Below are 15,057 nucleotides of genomic sequence, written 5' to 3'. Positions count from 1 at the left end.
ATTCTTACCCTCCTCGATCCTCCATCTTCTATCCTCAATCGGTTAACGATCAGAACCATGAACTACGAACCCGTCATCGGCCTGGAAGTCCACGCGCAACTGCTCACCGATTCGAAGATCTTCTGCGGCTGCTCCACCCGTTTTGGCGCTGAACCCAACGCCAACACGTGCCCGGTGTGCATCGGCTTGCCCGGGGTGCTGCCGGTGTTGAACCGGAAAGTCGTCGAATTTGCGCTGCGCGCCGGCCTGGCGACCCATTGTGAAATCACCCGCGCGAGCCGCTTGGCGCGCAAAAACTATTTTTATCCCGACCTGCCCAAGGGCTATCAAATCAGCCAATACGAACTGCCGATCTGCGAGCATGGCTACATCGACATCGAAGTCAGCGGCGCGACTAAGCGGGTGCGCCTGACACGCATTCACATGGAAGAAGACGCCGGCAAAAATATTCACGATCAACATGGCGACTCGAGCCTGGTCGATCTCAACCGCGCCGGCGTGCCGCTTCTGGAAATCGTCAGCGAGCCGGATTTGCGCAGCGCCGATGAAGCGGTCAGTTATCTCAAAACCCTGCGCGCTATTGTGCAGTTTCTCGGTGTCTGCGACGGCAACATGGAGGAAGGCAGTTTTCGCTGCGACGCCAACGTCTCGGTGCGGCCTGCTGGCAGCGACCGACTCGGCACCAAGATTGAGATCAAGAACTTGAACTCCTTCAAAGCCATCGAAAAGGCAATCGCCTTTGAAATCGAAAGGCAAAGCGATGTTCTTTCCGGCGGCGGCCAATTGGTGCAGGAAACCCGGCTGTGGGATGAGCATCGCGAAGAGACCCGCTCGATGCGCTCGAAGGAGTCGGCCCATGACTATCGCTACTTTCCCGATCCCGATCTGCTGCCGCTAGTGATCAACGCTGATTGGATCGCCGAAGTCCGTGCCGGGCTGCCGGAACTGCCCGCCGCACGCAAAGCGCGCTTCATGCAAGGTTATCAATTGCCGGCTTACGAGGCCGAACTTTTGACCAGCCGAAAAGACATCGCCGATTATTTTGAGGAGGCGGTCACGGCCCACGCGAATGCGAAAGCGGTTGCCAATTGGATCGTCGGCGATCTCTTTCGGGTGCTAAAGGAACAGAAACTGGATGAAGAATTCTACATTGACCGCTGGCCGGTGGCGGCTGAGCGCCTCGGGGAATTGGTTCGCTTGATCGATCAGGGGAAAATCAGTGGCAAGATCGCTAAGACGGTTTTCGCTGAAATGTTGTCCAGCGGTAAATCCCCACAGCAAATCGTCAGCGATAAGGGGCTCGAACAAGTCTCTGACAGGAGCAGCATCGAGATCGAAATCGACCGCGTGCTCGCCGCCAATGGCAAACAGGTGGAACAATACAAGTCCGGCAACGACAAAATTTTTGGCTACCTGGTGGGCCAAGTCATGAAAGCGACCGGCGGCAAAGCCAATCCGCAAACCGTTAACAATTTGCTGCGCGCAAAACTGCAGTAGTCTAGGGTAGGGAAGAGGCGGCTTCGGGCCGAAAGGCCTGCGGCAAATTAAGCACGATGCCGCGCAGCCCCTCCTGACGCAGTGCGACAAGTTGCCGCTCGGCATCGGCGCGCACAGGGAAATTACCCAGGCGGACGCGAAAGGCCCCTGGCTCTCCCGCCTCGGTGACCGATACCGCGAAGCCTTTGCGCTCCATACTCTCCGCCCATCGCTGCGCCGTAGAGGCGTCATTGAACGCAATCTGCACGATGTAGCCCGCAAGCGGCCTGGGCACCGGCCGTGGCGGCGCTTTAGCATCAGGCGCGCTCTCGGTGGTCTTTGGCAGAGATGCCAATTGCTGCGGCGCAGCGCTCACGGGCGCGCGTGCCGGCGGCGGTTCGACCACGGGGGCAGGCGGAGCCGCCACCGTGCTCGGCGTTGGAAGAGGCCTCGGAGCCGGCGCGGTTTCGCGCACAGGAGGCGGTGACATTGCCAACTGTTCCGCAGCGGGACCGCGCGTCTCTAACTTCTCTGTCGCAGGCGGTGGCGGTGCGGCAGTGATGGCCTTTGCCCCGGTGCTTTTCTCAGCTAGATCCATTGGCTTCGGCACCATCGCTGCGGGGTTTTTCGCTGGCGTTAGCACTGCTGGCGGCTCTGCCCTTGTCTTTGGAGCGACGGTTTCTGGCACGGCTAGGGTAGGAGGCGGAGCGCTAACCGGTTTGCTTTCGCTCACCGCCTTGGGCTCGGCCGGAGGCGGAATCGGCACGGCTGCAGGCGCTGCGGCCGGTTCGCTGGTTTTTGCCGAAAGGTTGGCGGATTCTCTCATCTCAGATTGGCGCGGCACCGTCGTTGGCAGCGTTGCCGAAACACTCGGCTGAGCAATTGTTGTCCCAGGAGATTGAGCTTTGGCTGGCTGGGATGCCCTGCTTTCAGCCACCGGTGGCGCTGGCTGTGGGGACGCTTCTCGGTTCGTTTCGGCCCGCGGCAAACTCAACGGAGTCTCCGGCTCGGTTTGCGTTTTCGTTTTCGGTGAGACTGCCGAAGTCACGGCGTTGGCAGGACGATCCAACGCTGGATTTGCCACGGCTGCGGGAGCTGTGATCGCAGCCGCTTCTGGGCGCGCCGCAGCTGCATTGGCTTGGGCTTGCGCAGGGGGTGGCACAACAACAATGACTGGCTCAGGCACCCTGCCGGTGCCAGGTGAGCGGTCGGGAGTTGGCATTTTTGGCGCTGCCGCGAGGGTCGCGGGCGCTTCCTTTGGACTTTCAGCGGCGGGTTCATGTCTTGGCGCCGGCTCGGGCTTCATGACAACAATCATGGGCTCGCTCGGTTTGTTTACCAGTCCGGCCTTTTCTGGGCTCGGCATAGCTGGTGCTTTCGGTGCCGGCGGCGGCGCTGCGACGGGGGGAGGAGATGGTGCTTTTACTACCGGAGCGGCGGACTCAGGTTTAGGGCTACTGACGAGGTTCTCTTCCATAATCGCCGGTCGGAAATCAACCGGCGTTTCTTGGGGCTGCACAGACACCAACGACATCGAGCCATCCTCAGCCCCCGCAAACACGATGGCGTTCTTGAATAGTTCGGCTTGATTCATCTGTCGGCGCAAGAAAGTTCTTGCTTGGGCTTTGGTAAAATAGGCCACGGCCCGCTCAACGGCAACTTTTGGGCTGCCCGCCTGGTCCGTCACTTTTCTTGCACGGGCAATCCGTGCTAGCTTGGTCTTCGCAATAATCTTGAGCTCAGGAGTGTGATGATGCGTCGTCGATGGTTTCGCCTAAGCATGCTCTCGCTGCCAGCTGCACTGCTGTTCGCCTTACTCCCGCCGGCCTTTAAAAACTTAGCCGCCCAAGAGGAAGCGCTTCTCGCGCCTGGCACCTATAAACTGGAAATGATCCTAGCGTCGACTACCAAGGTGCCTTTTTTCGGTAGCTCGAAGTCCGCTTCGAAATCGGTTTCGCTGGTGGAAGTTAAACGTAGTGGCGGCAGTTTCGTCCAAAGCCACAAGGTTTGCGACTTCCGCCTGCTCGAAGACTCGAAATTTATCAAGATGATCTTCCCGGAAAAATTTATTGCGGCCCTTGCCAATCACAGCTACAGCGTCGAAGTCGAGAGAGACACCCAGGGCTGGCGTTACCGCGCGGACTTGGGCATCGAGCGCATCGGCTATCGGCCGGTCGGCGACGATGTAAAACTGCCGGAGAAAATCGACGATCCGGCGGTGTTTGACTGGGACGGTGACGGCTTGCCGGCAGCCACATTGAAAATAACGATCCCTCTGCTGCCCGATGGCGAGCTCTACGTAGTTCAACGCGGTCGCTCGATTCTCAACGGCCGCATTCTACAAGCCGGCAGAATCGAGGGCACCATCGAGGTGCAAAGTTTCGCCCAGCGGGTGCTCGGTGCCAGGCCGGCCTTCCTCAACGCGTCACCGGAAATTACCCCCGACCCGAAAGAAAGCCGCTTTGTGATGAGCCCCCTGCCGACCGGCAGCTCCTGTGAAACTCTGCGCGCCTCGGCGGCAAAATAGTTTTTGGCGGGAACGGGTCAGATTCGCATGTCCGTCAAACAGCGCGTCGAAGCCTCCGATACCCCAAGCCATGAGAGCGTCACGATTCTCTTGCCGGTGCTAAACGAGTTGCAGCGACTCGCCGGTTGTCTGGAAACATTGATCGCCCAGCCGCGTGAGGTGCGCGAGATTCTCGTCATCGACGGCGGCTCCAGTGACGGTACCCAAGCGCTAGTGGATGGCTTTGCCATGCGCGATGGCCGGGTTCGGCTGGTGGACGCGAGCCCGGTGGACCCAGAATGGACGGGCAAAGCTTGGGGACTTCATCGCGGCCTGCAGCAGTCCGCATCTCAGAGCGATTGGATTCTTTGTATCGACGCCGATGTGCGCGCCGCACCGCAACTGGTGCGCTCGCTCCTCGCCCATGCGCGGCGTACCAGCATCGATAACTTTTCGGTGGCCACGCTGCAGCATCTCTCCGGGTGGATCGACGGTCTGCTGCATCCGGCCATGCTGACAACACTTATATACCGTTTCGGCAGCCCGGGAGCGGCGACGCGGGATCGCCACAAGGTTCACGCCAACGGCCAATGCTTCTTCAGCCGCCGCGAAACTCTGTTGCGCACCGGAGCGTTTTACGCCGCGCGGCGCTCGCTGTGCGAGGACATCACCATCGTGCGGCGGCTGGCGGAATGCGGCGAAGCGGTGGGCTTCTACGAGAGCGACTATCTTATCACGGTAAAAATGTACGCGCATTGGCGTGAAACCTGGAACAATTGGCCGCGTTCTTTGCCAATGCGCGATCACTATTTCGCCGGGCGCGAGGCACTCGGTTTGATAGCGCTCTTGCCGTTGCAGGCATTGCCACTGCCGACTTTCGTGCTTGGCGCTTTCATCGGAGCGCCGCTCTGGCTACTTCTCTTGGCCGGAGCGTTGTTCTCGATTCGACTTGGCGTTCTCTTCGGTACGGCGCGCGCCTATCCCGGGAGGCCGTGGAGTTATTGGCTCTCTCCCCTGTGCGATTTACCGGTGGTGCTGCGCGTCCTTTACAATGCGCTCAAGCGCCAGCACCGTTGGCGCGGCCGCACCTATGTGCGCCGCCGTGGCGGCACTTTCGAGCCGCTTTGAATCAGCCGTGAACTTGGCAACGCCGATCGCCAAATACGTGCGCCGCCGCGCCATGGGACAGCTCGCGCGCTGGCTAAACGGCGGGCGTATCGAAATTGCAGTCTCAGGAATCGCCAATGTACCGCAGGAGGGCCCAGTACTGCTGGTGGCGCGCCACTATCATCACTTGTACGACGGCGTTGCCTTGTATCAGACCCTGCCGCGCGAGCTGCATTTCCTCGTCACACTCGACTGGGCCCAAAGCCGCTGGATCCGCTACTGCATGGAAGCGGTGACTCGGCTCGCCGAATGGCCCGTGGTGCTTCGGCCTGATGCCCTAACGTCCGGTGCGGATGGCGTTCGGCCGCAGAAAGATAGTGTATTTCGCGAAAGCGATATTGCCGCGTATCAGCGCCGCGCTTTGCGCGACGCCGTACAACTGTTGGTTGATGGCAAGGTACTGCTGATTTTTCCCGAGGGCTATCCGAATATTGACCCCAACTATACGCCGAAAAAAACTCGCGACGAATTTTTGCCGTTCAATGCCGGGTTCGCTGTGATCGCCGGCGCCGCGGCCAAAGCGCTCGGGCGGCACATCCCCATCGTGCCGGTGGGTCTGAGTTACGTTGAAGGTGAGCGCTGGTTGGCGCAGGTCAACTTCGGCAGGGCATTTTACGCCGGCGATTTCCCATCGCGAAAGCAATTTGTCACACGAGTCGAGCAAGAGGTGCAAGCGTTGTCGAAGTAACAACGCCGACCGGGTCCAAACGCCACTCAACCACATAGCGCGACTCCCTCTCCCCCATTTTCAATTTTCCATTATCCATTGAGTTCAGACGTAGTGTTGAATGCGCTGCAAGCTCGGCGCGAAAAACAGCTCTTCGGCATTGGGCTTTTTCTTGATCATGCCCTGCTCGTATTCGTAGCGAATGACCGCTTCGAGCGCCTCGCGATTGTCTTCTAGATTGTACGGCCAAGGGTCGGGTCCAAAGATCTCTTTCTGTTCGCGCATCAGGTCTTGCACCCAGACCAGCGCAAAACTGCGCGGGTCGCTGTTGCGCTCGTAGCAGATCTGCTTGGCTTGCTCGAAGGCACGCACCAGGCTGATGCCGACCCAGGGATGCTCTTGGAGAATGTGATTTTTCACCACCACGGTGTGCATGATCGGGAAGAAGCCGCCGTTTTTGTAATACTCGATCTCGGCTTTTTTCGGATCGGGGAATAGCAGCGCGACTCTCGGATCACCTTGGCGAATCGACGGCAGCGTCTCCGGATAGAGCGCCGCTTCGAGCTCGCCGTCGAGCAGCATTTGATCGACGTTCTTGCCGTGCGCCACGCGCTTGACGTTCATCCAGCTCGCCGGTTCAAACGCGATATCTTCTTCTTCCTGGCACCACCATTCGACGGTCTTTAGATCAACACCGTAGTGGTCCTGGAGAATACCGCGCATCCATAGGCCGGCGGAGTTTTGCAACGTATCGAGCGCGATCCGTTTGCCGTTCAAATCCGACGGTTTCTCGATGCCGCAGCCGGTGCGCTTGACCATATATTGATGCCGAAAGCGGCGGTGCGGAAACACCGGGATCGCATTGTAATTGCACCCCTTGTCGCGCGAGACCAGATAGCCGACCAACGACAGCTCGCAGACGTCGAACTCCTCATGGCGTAGCATGCGGCCATGCCGCTCTGGCGACGGCATGGTCAGGACATTCAATTCGATGCCCTGGGGTTGGATCTCGCCGTTGATCAACGGCCGCAGAAAATCGTAATCGCCGCACGCCAACGTTAGTTGTAATCTCGCCATTTACTCACCTTTCACATGCTGCCGGTAGAGCTCCGGCGTGTCGATATCGAGGGTAATGCCGACGTCATCCGTGTCGATTTCGAAAGTTTCAGCGCGGTGTGCATTCACCACCGCCTTGGCTCCTTGATCCATTGGCGCGTTCAGCAGTTCTTGAAAAAGCGCGCGCGAAAAAATCACCGGGTGCCCGCGCTTGCCCTGATGGATCGGCACGACGATCGGCGCGCGCGATTCGGCAAATCGTTGCAACATCACGCGCACGAGCCTTGCGTCGATGTAGGGATGATCGACGAGATGGACCAGCATGCCGTCGCAATCCGGCGTCGCCTGCAAATCGCGAATCGCCGTTTGCAACGACGAAAGCTGCCCCTGTTTGTAGTCGGGATTGACGACAATTTCCACCGGTAGATGTTCGATCCTGCGGCGCATCTCCGCGGCGTTGAAGCCCAACACAACGACGACGCGCTCGATGCCACTGTCTTTTAACGCGCTAACGATTTTGTCAATAAAGGTCTGGCCCTCGATCGGCAGCAATGCCTTGGGGCGCCCCATGCGGCTCGACTCACCAGCGGAAAGAACCACAGCAACAATCATGAATCGCCCCACCGCAACCGCCCTAAATCTCCCCTACCCCTCTTTTCCAAAGAGGGGAACTCTCGCTCGCTTTCGCAATAAAGCAGGGAACAACCGGGATAAACTTTTCCCTTTGCAAAAGAGGGATACGGGGAGATTCTACGCGCCGTACTAGTAAAGATCATTTCTGGCTGTAAACCTTGTCGATAAAGCCGCTCTTGTCGAGCTCACGCACCAGGCTGTCATCGGCCAGTTCTTCGAAGCGCATGGTCAGCCCGGGCTTGCGGCTCAACGCATCTTTGATTTGAACCTCCACGCCTTCGCGAGTCACCAGCGGCACTCGGTCATGCAGCTTGATCATGGCGTTGTACGCTGCCTCGAGAAACTGCGGGTTGTCCTGCCGCGCGTACTTGGCGATATATTTCTTGGTCTCTTCCTTGCGCGTCTTGAGGAAATGGGTCGCTTCGATCAGCGACATCGTGACTCTGCGGATCGTGTCGCGCCGGTTGGTCAGAAAACTCTTCTGCGTCAACGAGCAAATAAACGGAAACTCAAAGCGCTTCTGAAAGTCAGCGGTGCTGATCAAAATGCGATGGGGCATGCCCTTGGCGAGATGAATAATTGCGGGAGGAGAAGGAAAGCCAACGATGCGGCCGGTGCGAAATGCCGCCGCGCGCTCCGAAGCGCCGCCGACTTGGAGAATCGGCACCTCTTTAACCGGCTCCAAGCCTAGACCTCGGATCAGCACCCGCGCCGCAACATCCGACGCGCTCCCTACGCGGCTGATGCCGACGCTCTTGCCGCGCAGCTCCTCAGCTGATTTGATCGATTCATGCACCACCAGCTCGTAGGGCAGCGTGTTGATATAGCAAGCGGTGAGCACTAGATTGGCGCCGCCTACGTTGGCACTGGCAACCACACCGCCCGAAACGTTGGCAACCTGGATATCGCCTGCAACCACGCTGGACACCGTGGTCGTCGAAGTTGGAATAAAAATAAGCTCGACATCCAGGCCATGCTTTTTATAAAAGCCTGCCTCCAGGGCCGTGTACCAAATGACGTTGGTCGAATCGGCCGAGCTGTAGGCGATCTTCAAGCGCTCCTGAGCCTGTGCCAACGCGCCAGCGTTGCACGCCAACAATACCGCCACGATGACGCTTTTGACCATTGGTAGAGACCTCCATTGGTGCAGCCGAAGGCCGCGCCCCTCTGATTGAAACACTAACCGTCGACCGATCGGATTTGAAGGCAGGAAGAAATATCCCGATTCTCGTTGGTTATTCGGCTGGCAGAGCCATGCATTCGCCGGCGGGCAATTCGACCCACACTGGGTCGCCGCGCCGGACTTCAAGCGAGTGGCGCTGATGGGTTTGCAACACGTTTTTGCCAAGCTCCACGGTGCAGTCAAGATACTCGCCGAGAAACATCGCGGCGCCGATCTTGGCTTCGAGCACGTTGTCGGCGTTGGCCGGTTTTTTTAGATGCAGATTGACGCTCTCGGGACGAACGACTACAACGACCTTATTGCCAGGTTTGAGCCCTTGCAGCACACCACAGTCGAGCTCACCGTCGTCGGTGCTCACCCTGCCCCGACCGTCGTTTTCCAAAGACTTGACCTGTCCGGTCAATTGATTGGTGGAGCCAATAAAATTGGCGACGAACTTGCTCTTCGGCGCCATGTAGACATCGCGCGGCGCGCCCTCCTGGACGATCACACCGGTATTCATCACGGCAATCACGTTTGACATGGACAAGGCTTCGATCTGATCATGGGTCACATACAGGGTTGTAATGCGCAGGCGGCGCTGCAGCTCGCGCAGCTCAAAGCGCATGCGCTCGCGCAGCTTGGCGTCAAGGTTACTCAGGGGCTCGTCGAGCAGCAAAACCTGGGGCTCGCGCACCAACGCGCGGGCCAGGGCGAGGCGCTGCTGTTGGCCGCCGGAGAGTTGCGTTGCCATGCGTTCTTCGTAGCCGCCCAGCTCCACTTGCTCCAGGGCGGTCGAAACTTTTTTCTTGATCTCGGCACTGGCAACCTTTTGTTTACCGACCCGCAGCGGAAAAGCGACGTTTTCAAAAACCGTCAGATGCGGCCAGATCGCATAGCTCTGAAACACCATGCCAATGGGCCGGCGGTATGCCGGCACGTAGGTATTATTTTCCCCCGAGTAGACCTTCTGGCCAGCCACCAGGATCTCGCCGCCATTGGCTTTTTCCAGGCCGGCAATGCAGCGCAGAGTCGTGGTTTTGCCGCACCCCGAAGGGCCGAGCAGGGTATAGAAGCGACCTTCTTCGACGGTGAACGAAACTTCGCTGACCGCCTTCACACCGGCGCTGGAGCCATCTTCGTAAATTTTAGTGAGCGACTTAACTTCGATCACGGAAGATTCCTTCAGTTTCGTGTTCAGAGTTTCGAGTTTCGAGCCAACCCGAAACCCAAAACCCGCAACACGGAACTCTCATCAGGTTTGTATCCCTACCCGCCCGGTTAACTTATAAAAAATTCCGACCACGGCCAGCAGCGTCACGATCATTAAAATACCGATGGCGGCAACGATGGTCACTTGGCCCTGCTCAAACATCGTAAAGAGCAAAATAGATAGCACCCGGCTCTCACCCGTGGCAAGCAGCACCGAAGTGGAAAATTCTCTGAACGAAACGATACAGATGTAGATCCAGCCAGCCACAAAGCCAGGGCGCAGGAGCGGCAGCGTCACGCGCTTGAACGTTTCCCACCAGGAGGCACCGGAAGCGGCGGCGGCTTCTTCCAATTCGCTATGAATCTGGAGAATCGACCCTGAGGAGGCTCTCATGCCGTAGGGAATGAAGCGCGTCACGTAGGCGATCAGCAGAACCCAGATCGTGCCGTAAATCGGAATCGGGAAGGCGACGTAGAGCAAGATCAGCGACATGCCCATGACGATGCCCGGAATCGTGATCGGCACAAAGGCGAGGAAGTCGAGAACCCAAGCGCCGCGCAGCTTGCTCTTGTACACGATCCACGCCACCAGCGAGGTCAGCACCATCGCCACGGTGGCGGTCAAAGTCGCCAGCAGGATGCTGTTTTGCATCGCCTGCCAGAACGGCCTAAAGGTTCCCAAGTAACGATAGTTGTCCAAGCTGAGCTTACTGAGAGCGTCCCAACTCGGCTTGGCAAAAAACGGCAGGAAGGACGCCCAAAACAGGACCAAAAACGGTAGCAGCACGACGAATAGGAAATAGACCATCAGAAACGCAAACCCCACCCACTTCCACGGTCCCAGGTCAAACTGCCGAGGGCGAAACGCTTTACCGGTGACGGTCTGAAATTTCTTGCCCTCTTTGGTGGCACGGGTGTAGAGCCACACGCCGATTGCGCTCAAGATCAACAGCCCCACCGCCAACGCGCCGCCACGGCCGTAGTCGGGTGGGTACTCGTTGAAGGCTAGGAAAATTTCGCTGGTATAAACGTAGATGCGCGCCGGAATGCCGATCAGCGCCGGGGTCTCGAAGGACTCCAGGGTGCGCACAAAGAGAATCAGCAGCACCGACCCGGCAGTGGGCGCAAGCAAGCGCAGCGTCACGCGCTTGAACGTCTGCCAGGTGTTGGCGCCGGACATCATCGCCGACTCTTCGAGGGACGGGTCCATGGATTTGAAGGCAGCGGTCATCATCAAGAACGCCAGCGGCACTTGGCCCACTGAATGAACCCAGATCATGCCCGGCAGAGAAAACACATTGAATGGCGGCGAGCTGAGCCCGAAGATATTCATCAACCAGACGTTTACGTAGCCAAACTTCGGACTCAGGAGAAAGATCCAGGCGATGGACTCCAAAACGCCGGGCAAGATCAACGGCACCACCGCGATGGGGACAAACAAGGTGCTCAGCGGCGTGTTGGTCCGTTCGGTCAACCATGCCAACATCGTTCCTAGGAAAAAGGTCAGAAGCGACGAACCAGTGGCAAAGATCAGCGAGTTGACGAACGTCGAGTAGGTATGCTCGCTGGCGTAGGCGTTTTGATAGTTCTTTAGGGTGTAGACGAACTCGCGCGGCGCGACCTCGGCCTGGAAGCTGCCCAGGAAAAGCATGAACAGCGGCAGGACAGCGAGGTAGATCAATACGCCGGCGCCGACGACCGGTACGAGGAGAGCCGGGTCGAAACCGCTGCGTTCTTTAGCGGTCTTGGGTATCGCGATCGTCGACATCAGTCTCCCCTAGGGTCCCTACCGAATCTTAACGCAGCTTGAAGATCTCTTTCCAGATTTTTTCGTACTTGGGAAATTCTTTCAAATCCGCCACGGTAATGAAGTAAGTCTTATCGGTCTTGGTCTTGTCGATCGGGTCCACCTTCGGATGAGCCGGATTACGCCCGCCCTGCGCCATCACCTTTTGGCCCGTTTCGCTCGCCACCCAGCGCGCAAACAAGAGTGCCGTATTCGGATGCGGCGCGTTCTTGAAGACCGCCGTGCCGTTGATCGAGGCGACACCTTCGCTCAGCATCATGTTGACCGGCGCGCCCTTTTTCATGCGCAGCGGATAGTGGTGCGAATAACAGGTCAAACAGGCAGCGGCCTGGCCGGCAACCAAGAGTTCTGCCAATTGCGAGTGGCCTTTGTGAAATTCAACATTGTGCGCGGCGATCTTGCGCCAGTAGTCGATCGCCTTCTCGTCGCTCTTGAAGCGATACTTGGCGAACGCCAACAGCATCTCCAGATCGCGCGGCTCGGCGATCAAGCGGCCCTTCCAGCGGGCATGGAGAAAGTCGTCGAAACTCTTCGGTTCTTCTTCTTTTTTTACCAAGCCCGTGTTCCATGCGGCCACGAAATACTGCAGGTCAGAAGCGGTCCAAAACGCTCCCTTGAGTCCGTCAGGGTAAGCCGACGATTCCGGCAGGGCAACATCGAGAATCAAACCCTGCTCTTGGAGCTGGATGATGTTTTCCAGCGGTACCTGAAACACATCGCCCAGCGTCTTGCCACCCCGCGCCTCACTCACCGCCCGGGCAACCAATTTGTCGGAGGTCGCGTCGACATGGTTCACTTTAATGCCTGGGAAGCGTTTTTCGAAAATCGGCAGAATAATTTCAGCGTTGATCTGGGCGAGAGTCGCGTAGAAATTGAGCGTGCCGCCTTCCTTGAGCGCCAGCTTGTGCAGTTCGTCGAGCGATTGGGCCTGGCCCTGGCCGGCCACGGTAAACCACCCTAACAACAAGAGCACCCCAACCATCAGCGAACGATTCATCTCGCAATCCCCCTTAAATCAAAGTCCGAAACTACGGTCAGACGTTGATACCAGCTTAAATCCGGGAGTCAAGCAGTGTCAGCGCAGTTTGAAGATTTCCTTCCAGGTCTTTTCATAACGGCGCCATTCTTTGATTTCCTCCAGCCCGATGGGATAGAGCACCGCCGGACGAATTTTTTCCACCGGTTCGATTTTCGGATGGGGCGGCAAGCGGCCGCCCTCGGCAAAAGCTCTTTGTCCCTCTTCGCTCGCTGCCCAACGGTAAAATAGCTTGGCGGTATTGGGATGGGGCGCATCCTTGGCGATCGCGTTGGCCGTGATCGTCGCGATCCCCTCGCCGAGCATGTAACCCAGCGGCGCGCCTCTTTTGATCCGCGGCGGGTAATGGTGCGCGTAGCAAGTCGCGCAGGCCGCCGCTTGGCCAGCGGTCAAATATTCCGCCAATTCGGAATGGCCCTTATGAAACTCGACATTGTTGGCCGCCAGCCGGCGCAGGTAGTCGACACCCTTCTCGTCGCTTTTGAACTTGTGGCGCGACAGCGCGATGAGAAGCTCGACATCGCGGGCTTCGGCGATGAGCTTGCCCTTCCACTTCGGGTCGGCGAAGTCTTCGAACACCTTGGGCTCATCGGCCTTGCTCACCAGTCCAGTGTTCCACGCGCCGATGATAATGACCAGATCGGCGGCGAGCCAATTGGAGCCCTTGAAATGGGCCGGATAGGCCGCTGCCTCCGGCGGCAGCCAGTCGACCGTGAGTTTCTGCTCGATGACTTGCAGCGTACTTTCCAAGGCCATTTGGAAAAAGTCGGCGATCACCCGGCCGCCGCGCGCCTCTGTAATAGCCCGCGCCGCCAGCTTGTCGGCCGTGGCGTCGACATGGTTGATCTTGACGCCGGGAAAGCGTTTCTCGAACACCGGCAGGATGCGCTGGGCGTTGATCTGCGCCAAAGTCGCGTAGAAGTTGAGCACGCCGCCTTCCTTGAGCGCCAGCTTGTGCAGCTCATCGAGCGACTGCGCCCGCGCCGGGCCGGCAAGAGAGAGCGCCGCCGCCAACACTAATAGTCCGCTGAAGAGTTTCATCTGGTCCTCCTCGTGTCTTACTTAGGTCCTGCCTGGAACTAGCGCAAGCGGAAGACTTCCTTCCACGCCTTTTCATACTTGGCCCACTGCTTGAGATCTTCAACCCCCACCGGGTAGAGCGCTTTGGGCCGGATGTTTTCTTTGGGCTCGATCTTCGGATGTGCCGGCGTCCGGCCGCCCTGGGAATAGACTCTCTGGCCCTCCTCCGACGCCGCCCAGCGGCTGAACAGCCAAGCGGTGTTGGGGTTGGGTGCCGACTTCAGCACGGATACGGCGATGATGCCCGCGGCGCCTTCGGACAACATGTAATCCACCGGGGCACCCTTCCTTTTACGCGCCGGAAAATGGTGCGAGTAGCAGGTAAAGCAGGCCGCCGCCTGGCCCGCCACCAGCAACTCGGCCAGTTGCGAGTGACCGCGATGGAACTCCACGGTATTGGCGGCGATCCGCGTCAAGATCTCGCGCGCCTTGTCGAAGCTTTTATGTTTATGCGTCAAGCCGATCAGAATCTCATAATCGCGCGGCTCGGCGATCAGCCGTCCCTTCCAGCGCGGGTCGGCGAAATCCTCGAAGAACTTTGGTTCTTCGTCCTTCTTCACCTTGTCGGTGTTCCAGGCGCCGACAAAGAAAATCAAGTTGTTGGCCGCCCAGTAGCTCCCCTGGAGGTTGGCCGGGTAGGCCGCCGCCTCGGGCGGCGCTTTGTCGAGCAGTAGCCCCTGCTCATGAATCTTGTTGATGTCTTCGAGGCCGAACTCGACGACATCGGCGATGACCTTGCCGCCGCGCGCCTCGGCAATAACCCGTGCCGCGAGCTTGTCGGAGGTGGCATCGACATGGTTGATCTTGATGCCGGGGAATCGCTTCTCGAACAACGGATAGATTATTTGGGCGTTGATCTGGGCCAGCGAGCAATAGCAATTGAGCACGCCGCCTTCTTTGAGGGCTTTTTTGTAGAGCTCGTCGATGGACTCACTCTGCGCCCACCCAAACGTCGGGATCAGTCCCGCGGTCAAAAGCATGAGGACCTTGGCGAACCTGGATAACATAGCAATTCCTCCTTCTCGGCTTGAGTTGGTTATTTTTTTACCGGCGATTTCAGCACCGTTTGCAGCTTGTTTTTCACATCGCTCGGCATGCCGAGGAACTCAGTGACCAGCTTGGTGATCTGATTGCCGATCAGCGGATCGATATCGAGCCGCGCCTTGTCGGCATCGGCGAGAAATTCTTTGTCTTTGAATACACGCGCGAATCCCGCTTCCAAAGCCGCGGCGCGGTCCGCTGGCGTTGCGGGCGG

The 15,057-nt window shown here is 58.4% G+C and carries 13 protein-coding genes; 4 read left to right on the top strand and 9 right to left on the bottom strand.

The features are described from left to right. Positions 1-57: 57 nt before the first annotated feature. A complete protein-coding gene (gene gatB / locus FJ145_11055; protein MBM4261954.1) occupies positions 58-1,497 on the top strand; it encodes an Asp-tRNA(Asn)/Glu-tRNA(Gln) amidotransferase subunit GatB in 1,440 nt (479 codons plus the stop codon). 1 nt (position 1,498) lies between these two features. On the opposite strand, the gene FJ145_11050 is transcribed toward gatB, so the two are convergent. Next, entirely contained in the window at positions 1,499-3,163 is a 1,665-nt protein-coding gene (locus tag FJ145_11050) for a hypothetical protein (GenBank protein ID MBM4261953.1), read from the bottom strand. Positions 3,164-3,226: 63 nt separating this feature from the next. Here FJ145_11050 and FJ145_11045 point away from each other — a divergent pair, with 63 nt between their 5' ends. Genes FJ145_11045 through FJ145_11035 form a run of 3 tightly spaced genes read left to right on the top strand, consistent with a single transcriptional unit; the run spans position 3,227 to position 5,837 of the window. Then, the gene (locus FJ145_11045; protein ID MBM4261952.1) at positions 3,227-4,003 is read left to right on the top strand and encodes a hypothetical protein; all 777 of its coding nucleotides are present in this window, start codon (positions 3,227-3,229) and stop codon (positions 4,001-4,003) included. Between the two features lie 27 nt (positions 4,004-4,030). Further along, complete coding sequence (locus FJ145_11040) at positions 4,031-5,110, top strand: glycosyltransferase family 2 protein (protein ID MBM4261951.1); 1,080 nt, start codon at positions 4,031-4,033, stop codon at positions 5,108-5,110. Continuing rightward, positions 5,034-5,837, top strand: coding sequence for a hypothetical protein (locus tag FJ145_11035; GenBank protein ID MBM4261950.1), 804 nt, complete (start codon positions 5,034-5,036; stop codon positions 5,835-5,837). Before FJ145_11040 ends, FJ145_11035 begins: the two co-directional genes overlap by 77 nt. A gap of 84 nt (positions 5,838-5,921) precedes the next feature. On the opposite strand, the gene FJ145_11030 is transcribed toward FJ145_11035, so the two are convergent. The 8 genes from FJ145_11030 to FJ145_10995 all read right to left on the bottom strand — a co-directional run bounded on the left by FJ145_11030 (position 5,922) and on the right by FJ145_10995 (position 14,809). After that, entirely contained in the window at positions 5,922-6,893 is a 972-nt protein-coding gene (locus FJ145_11030) for an ABC transporter substrate-binding protein (protein MBM4261949.1), read from the bottom strand. Then, entirely contained in the window at positions 6,894-7,484 is a 591-nt protein-coding gene (locus FJ145_11025; GenBank protein MBM4261948.1) for a nucleotidyltransferase family protein, read from the bottom strand. 160 nt (positions 7,485-7,644) lie between these two features. After that, positions 7,645-8,631, bottom strand: a complete 987-nt coding sequence (locus tag FJ145_11020; GenBank protein ID MBM4261947.1) for an ABC transporter substrate-binding protein — start codon at positions 8,629-8,631, stop codon at positions 7,645-7,647. Between the two features lie 109 nt (positions 8,632-8,740). Next, on the bottom strand, positions 8,741-9,841 hold the full coding sequence (locus FJ145_11015) for an ABC transporter ATP-binding protein (GenBank protein ID MBM4261946.1): 1,101 nt from the start codon (positions 9,839-9,841) through the stop codon (positions 8,741-8,743). Between the two features lie 81 nt (positions 9,842-9,922). After that, on the bottom strand, positions 9,923-11,647 hold the full coding sequence (locus FJ145_11010; GenBank protein MBM4261945.1) for an iron ABC transporter permease: 1,725 nt from the start codon (positions 11,645-11,647) through the stop codon (positions 9,923-9,925). A 28-nt stretch (positions 11,648-11,675) separates the two neighbouring features. Then, positions 11,676-12,683: an extracellular solute-binding protein gene (locus FJ145_11005; GenBank protein ID MBM4261944.1), complete on the bottom strand. Its 1,008-nt coding sequence runs from the start codon at positions 12,681-12,683 to the stop codon at positions 11,676-11,678. A gap of 78 nt (positions 12,684-12,761) precedes the next feature. Beyond that, positions 12,762-13,763, bottom strand: coding sequence for an extracellular solute-binding protein (locus tag FJ145_11000; GenBank protein MBM4261943.1), 1,002 nt, complete (start codon positions 13,761-13,763; stop codon positions 12,762-12,764). A gap of 38 nt (positions 13,764-13,801) precedes the next feature. Beyond that, a complete protein-coding gene (locus tag FJ145_10995) occupies positions 13,802-14,809 on the bottom strand; it encodes an extracellular solute-binding protein (protein ID MBM4261942.1) in 1,008 nt (335 codons plus the stop codon). Positions 14,810-15,057 lie beyond the last annotated feature (248 nt).

This window comes from Deltaproteobacteria bacterium, from assembly GCA_016874755.1.
Classification (GTDB): Bacteria; Desulfobacterota; Binatia; order UBA9968; family UBA9968; genus DP-20.
Note: the sequence above shows the minus strand (reverse complement) of the source record. Positions and strands in the feature narration are given on the sequence as shown.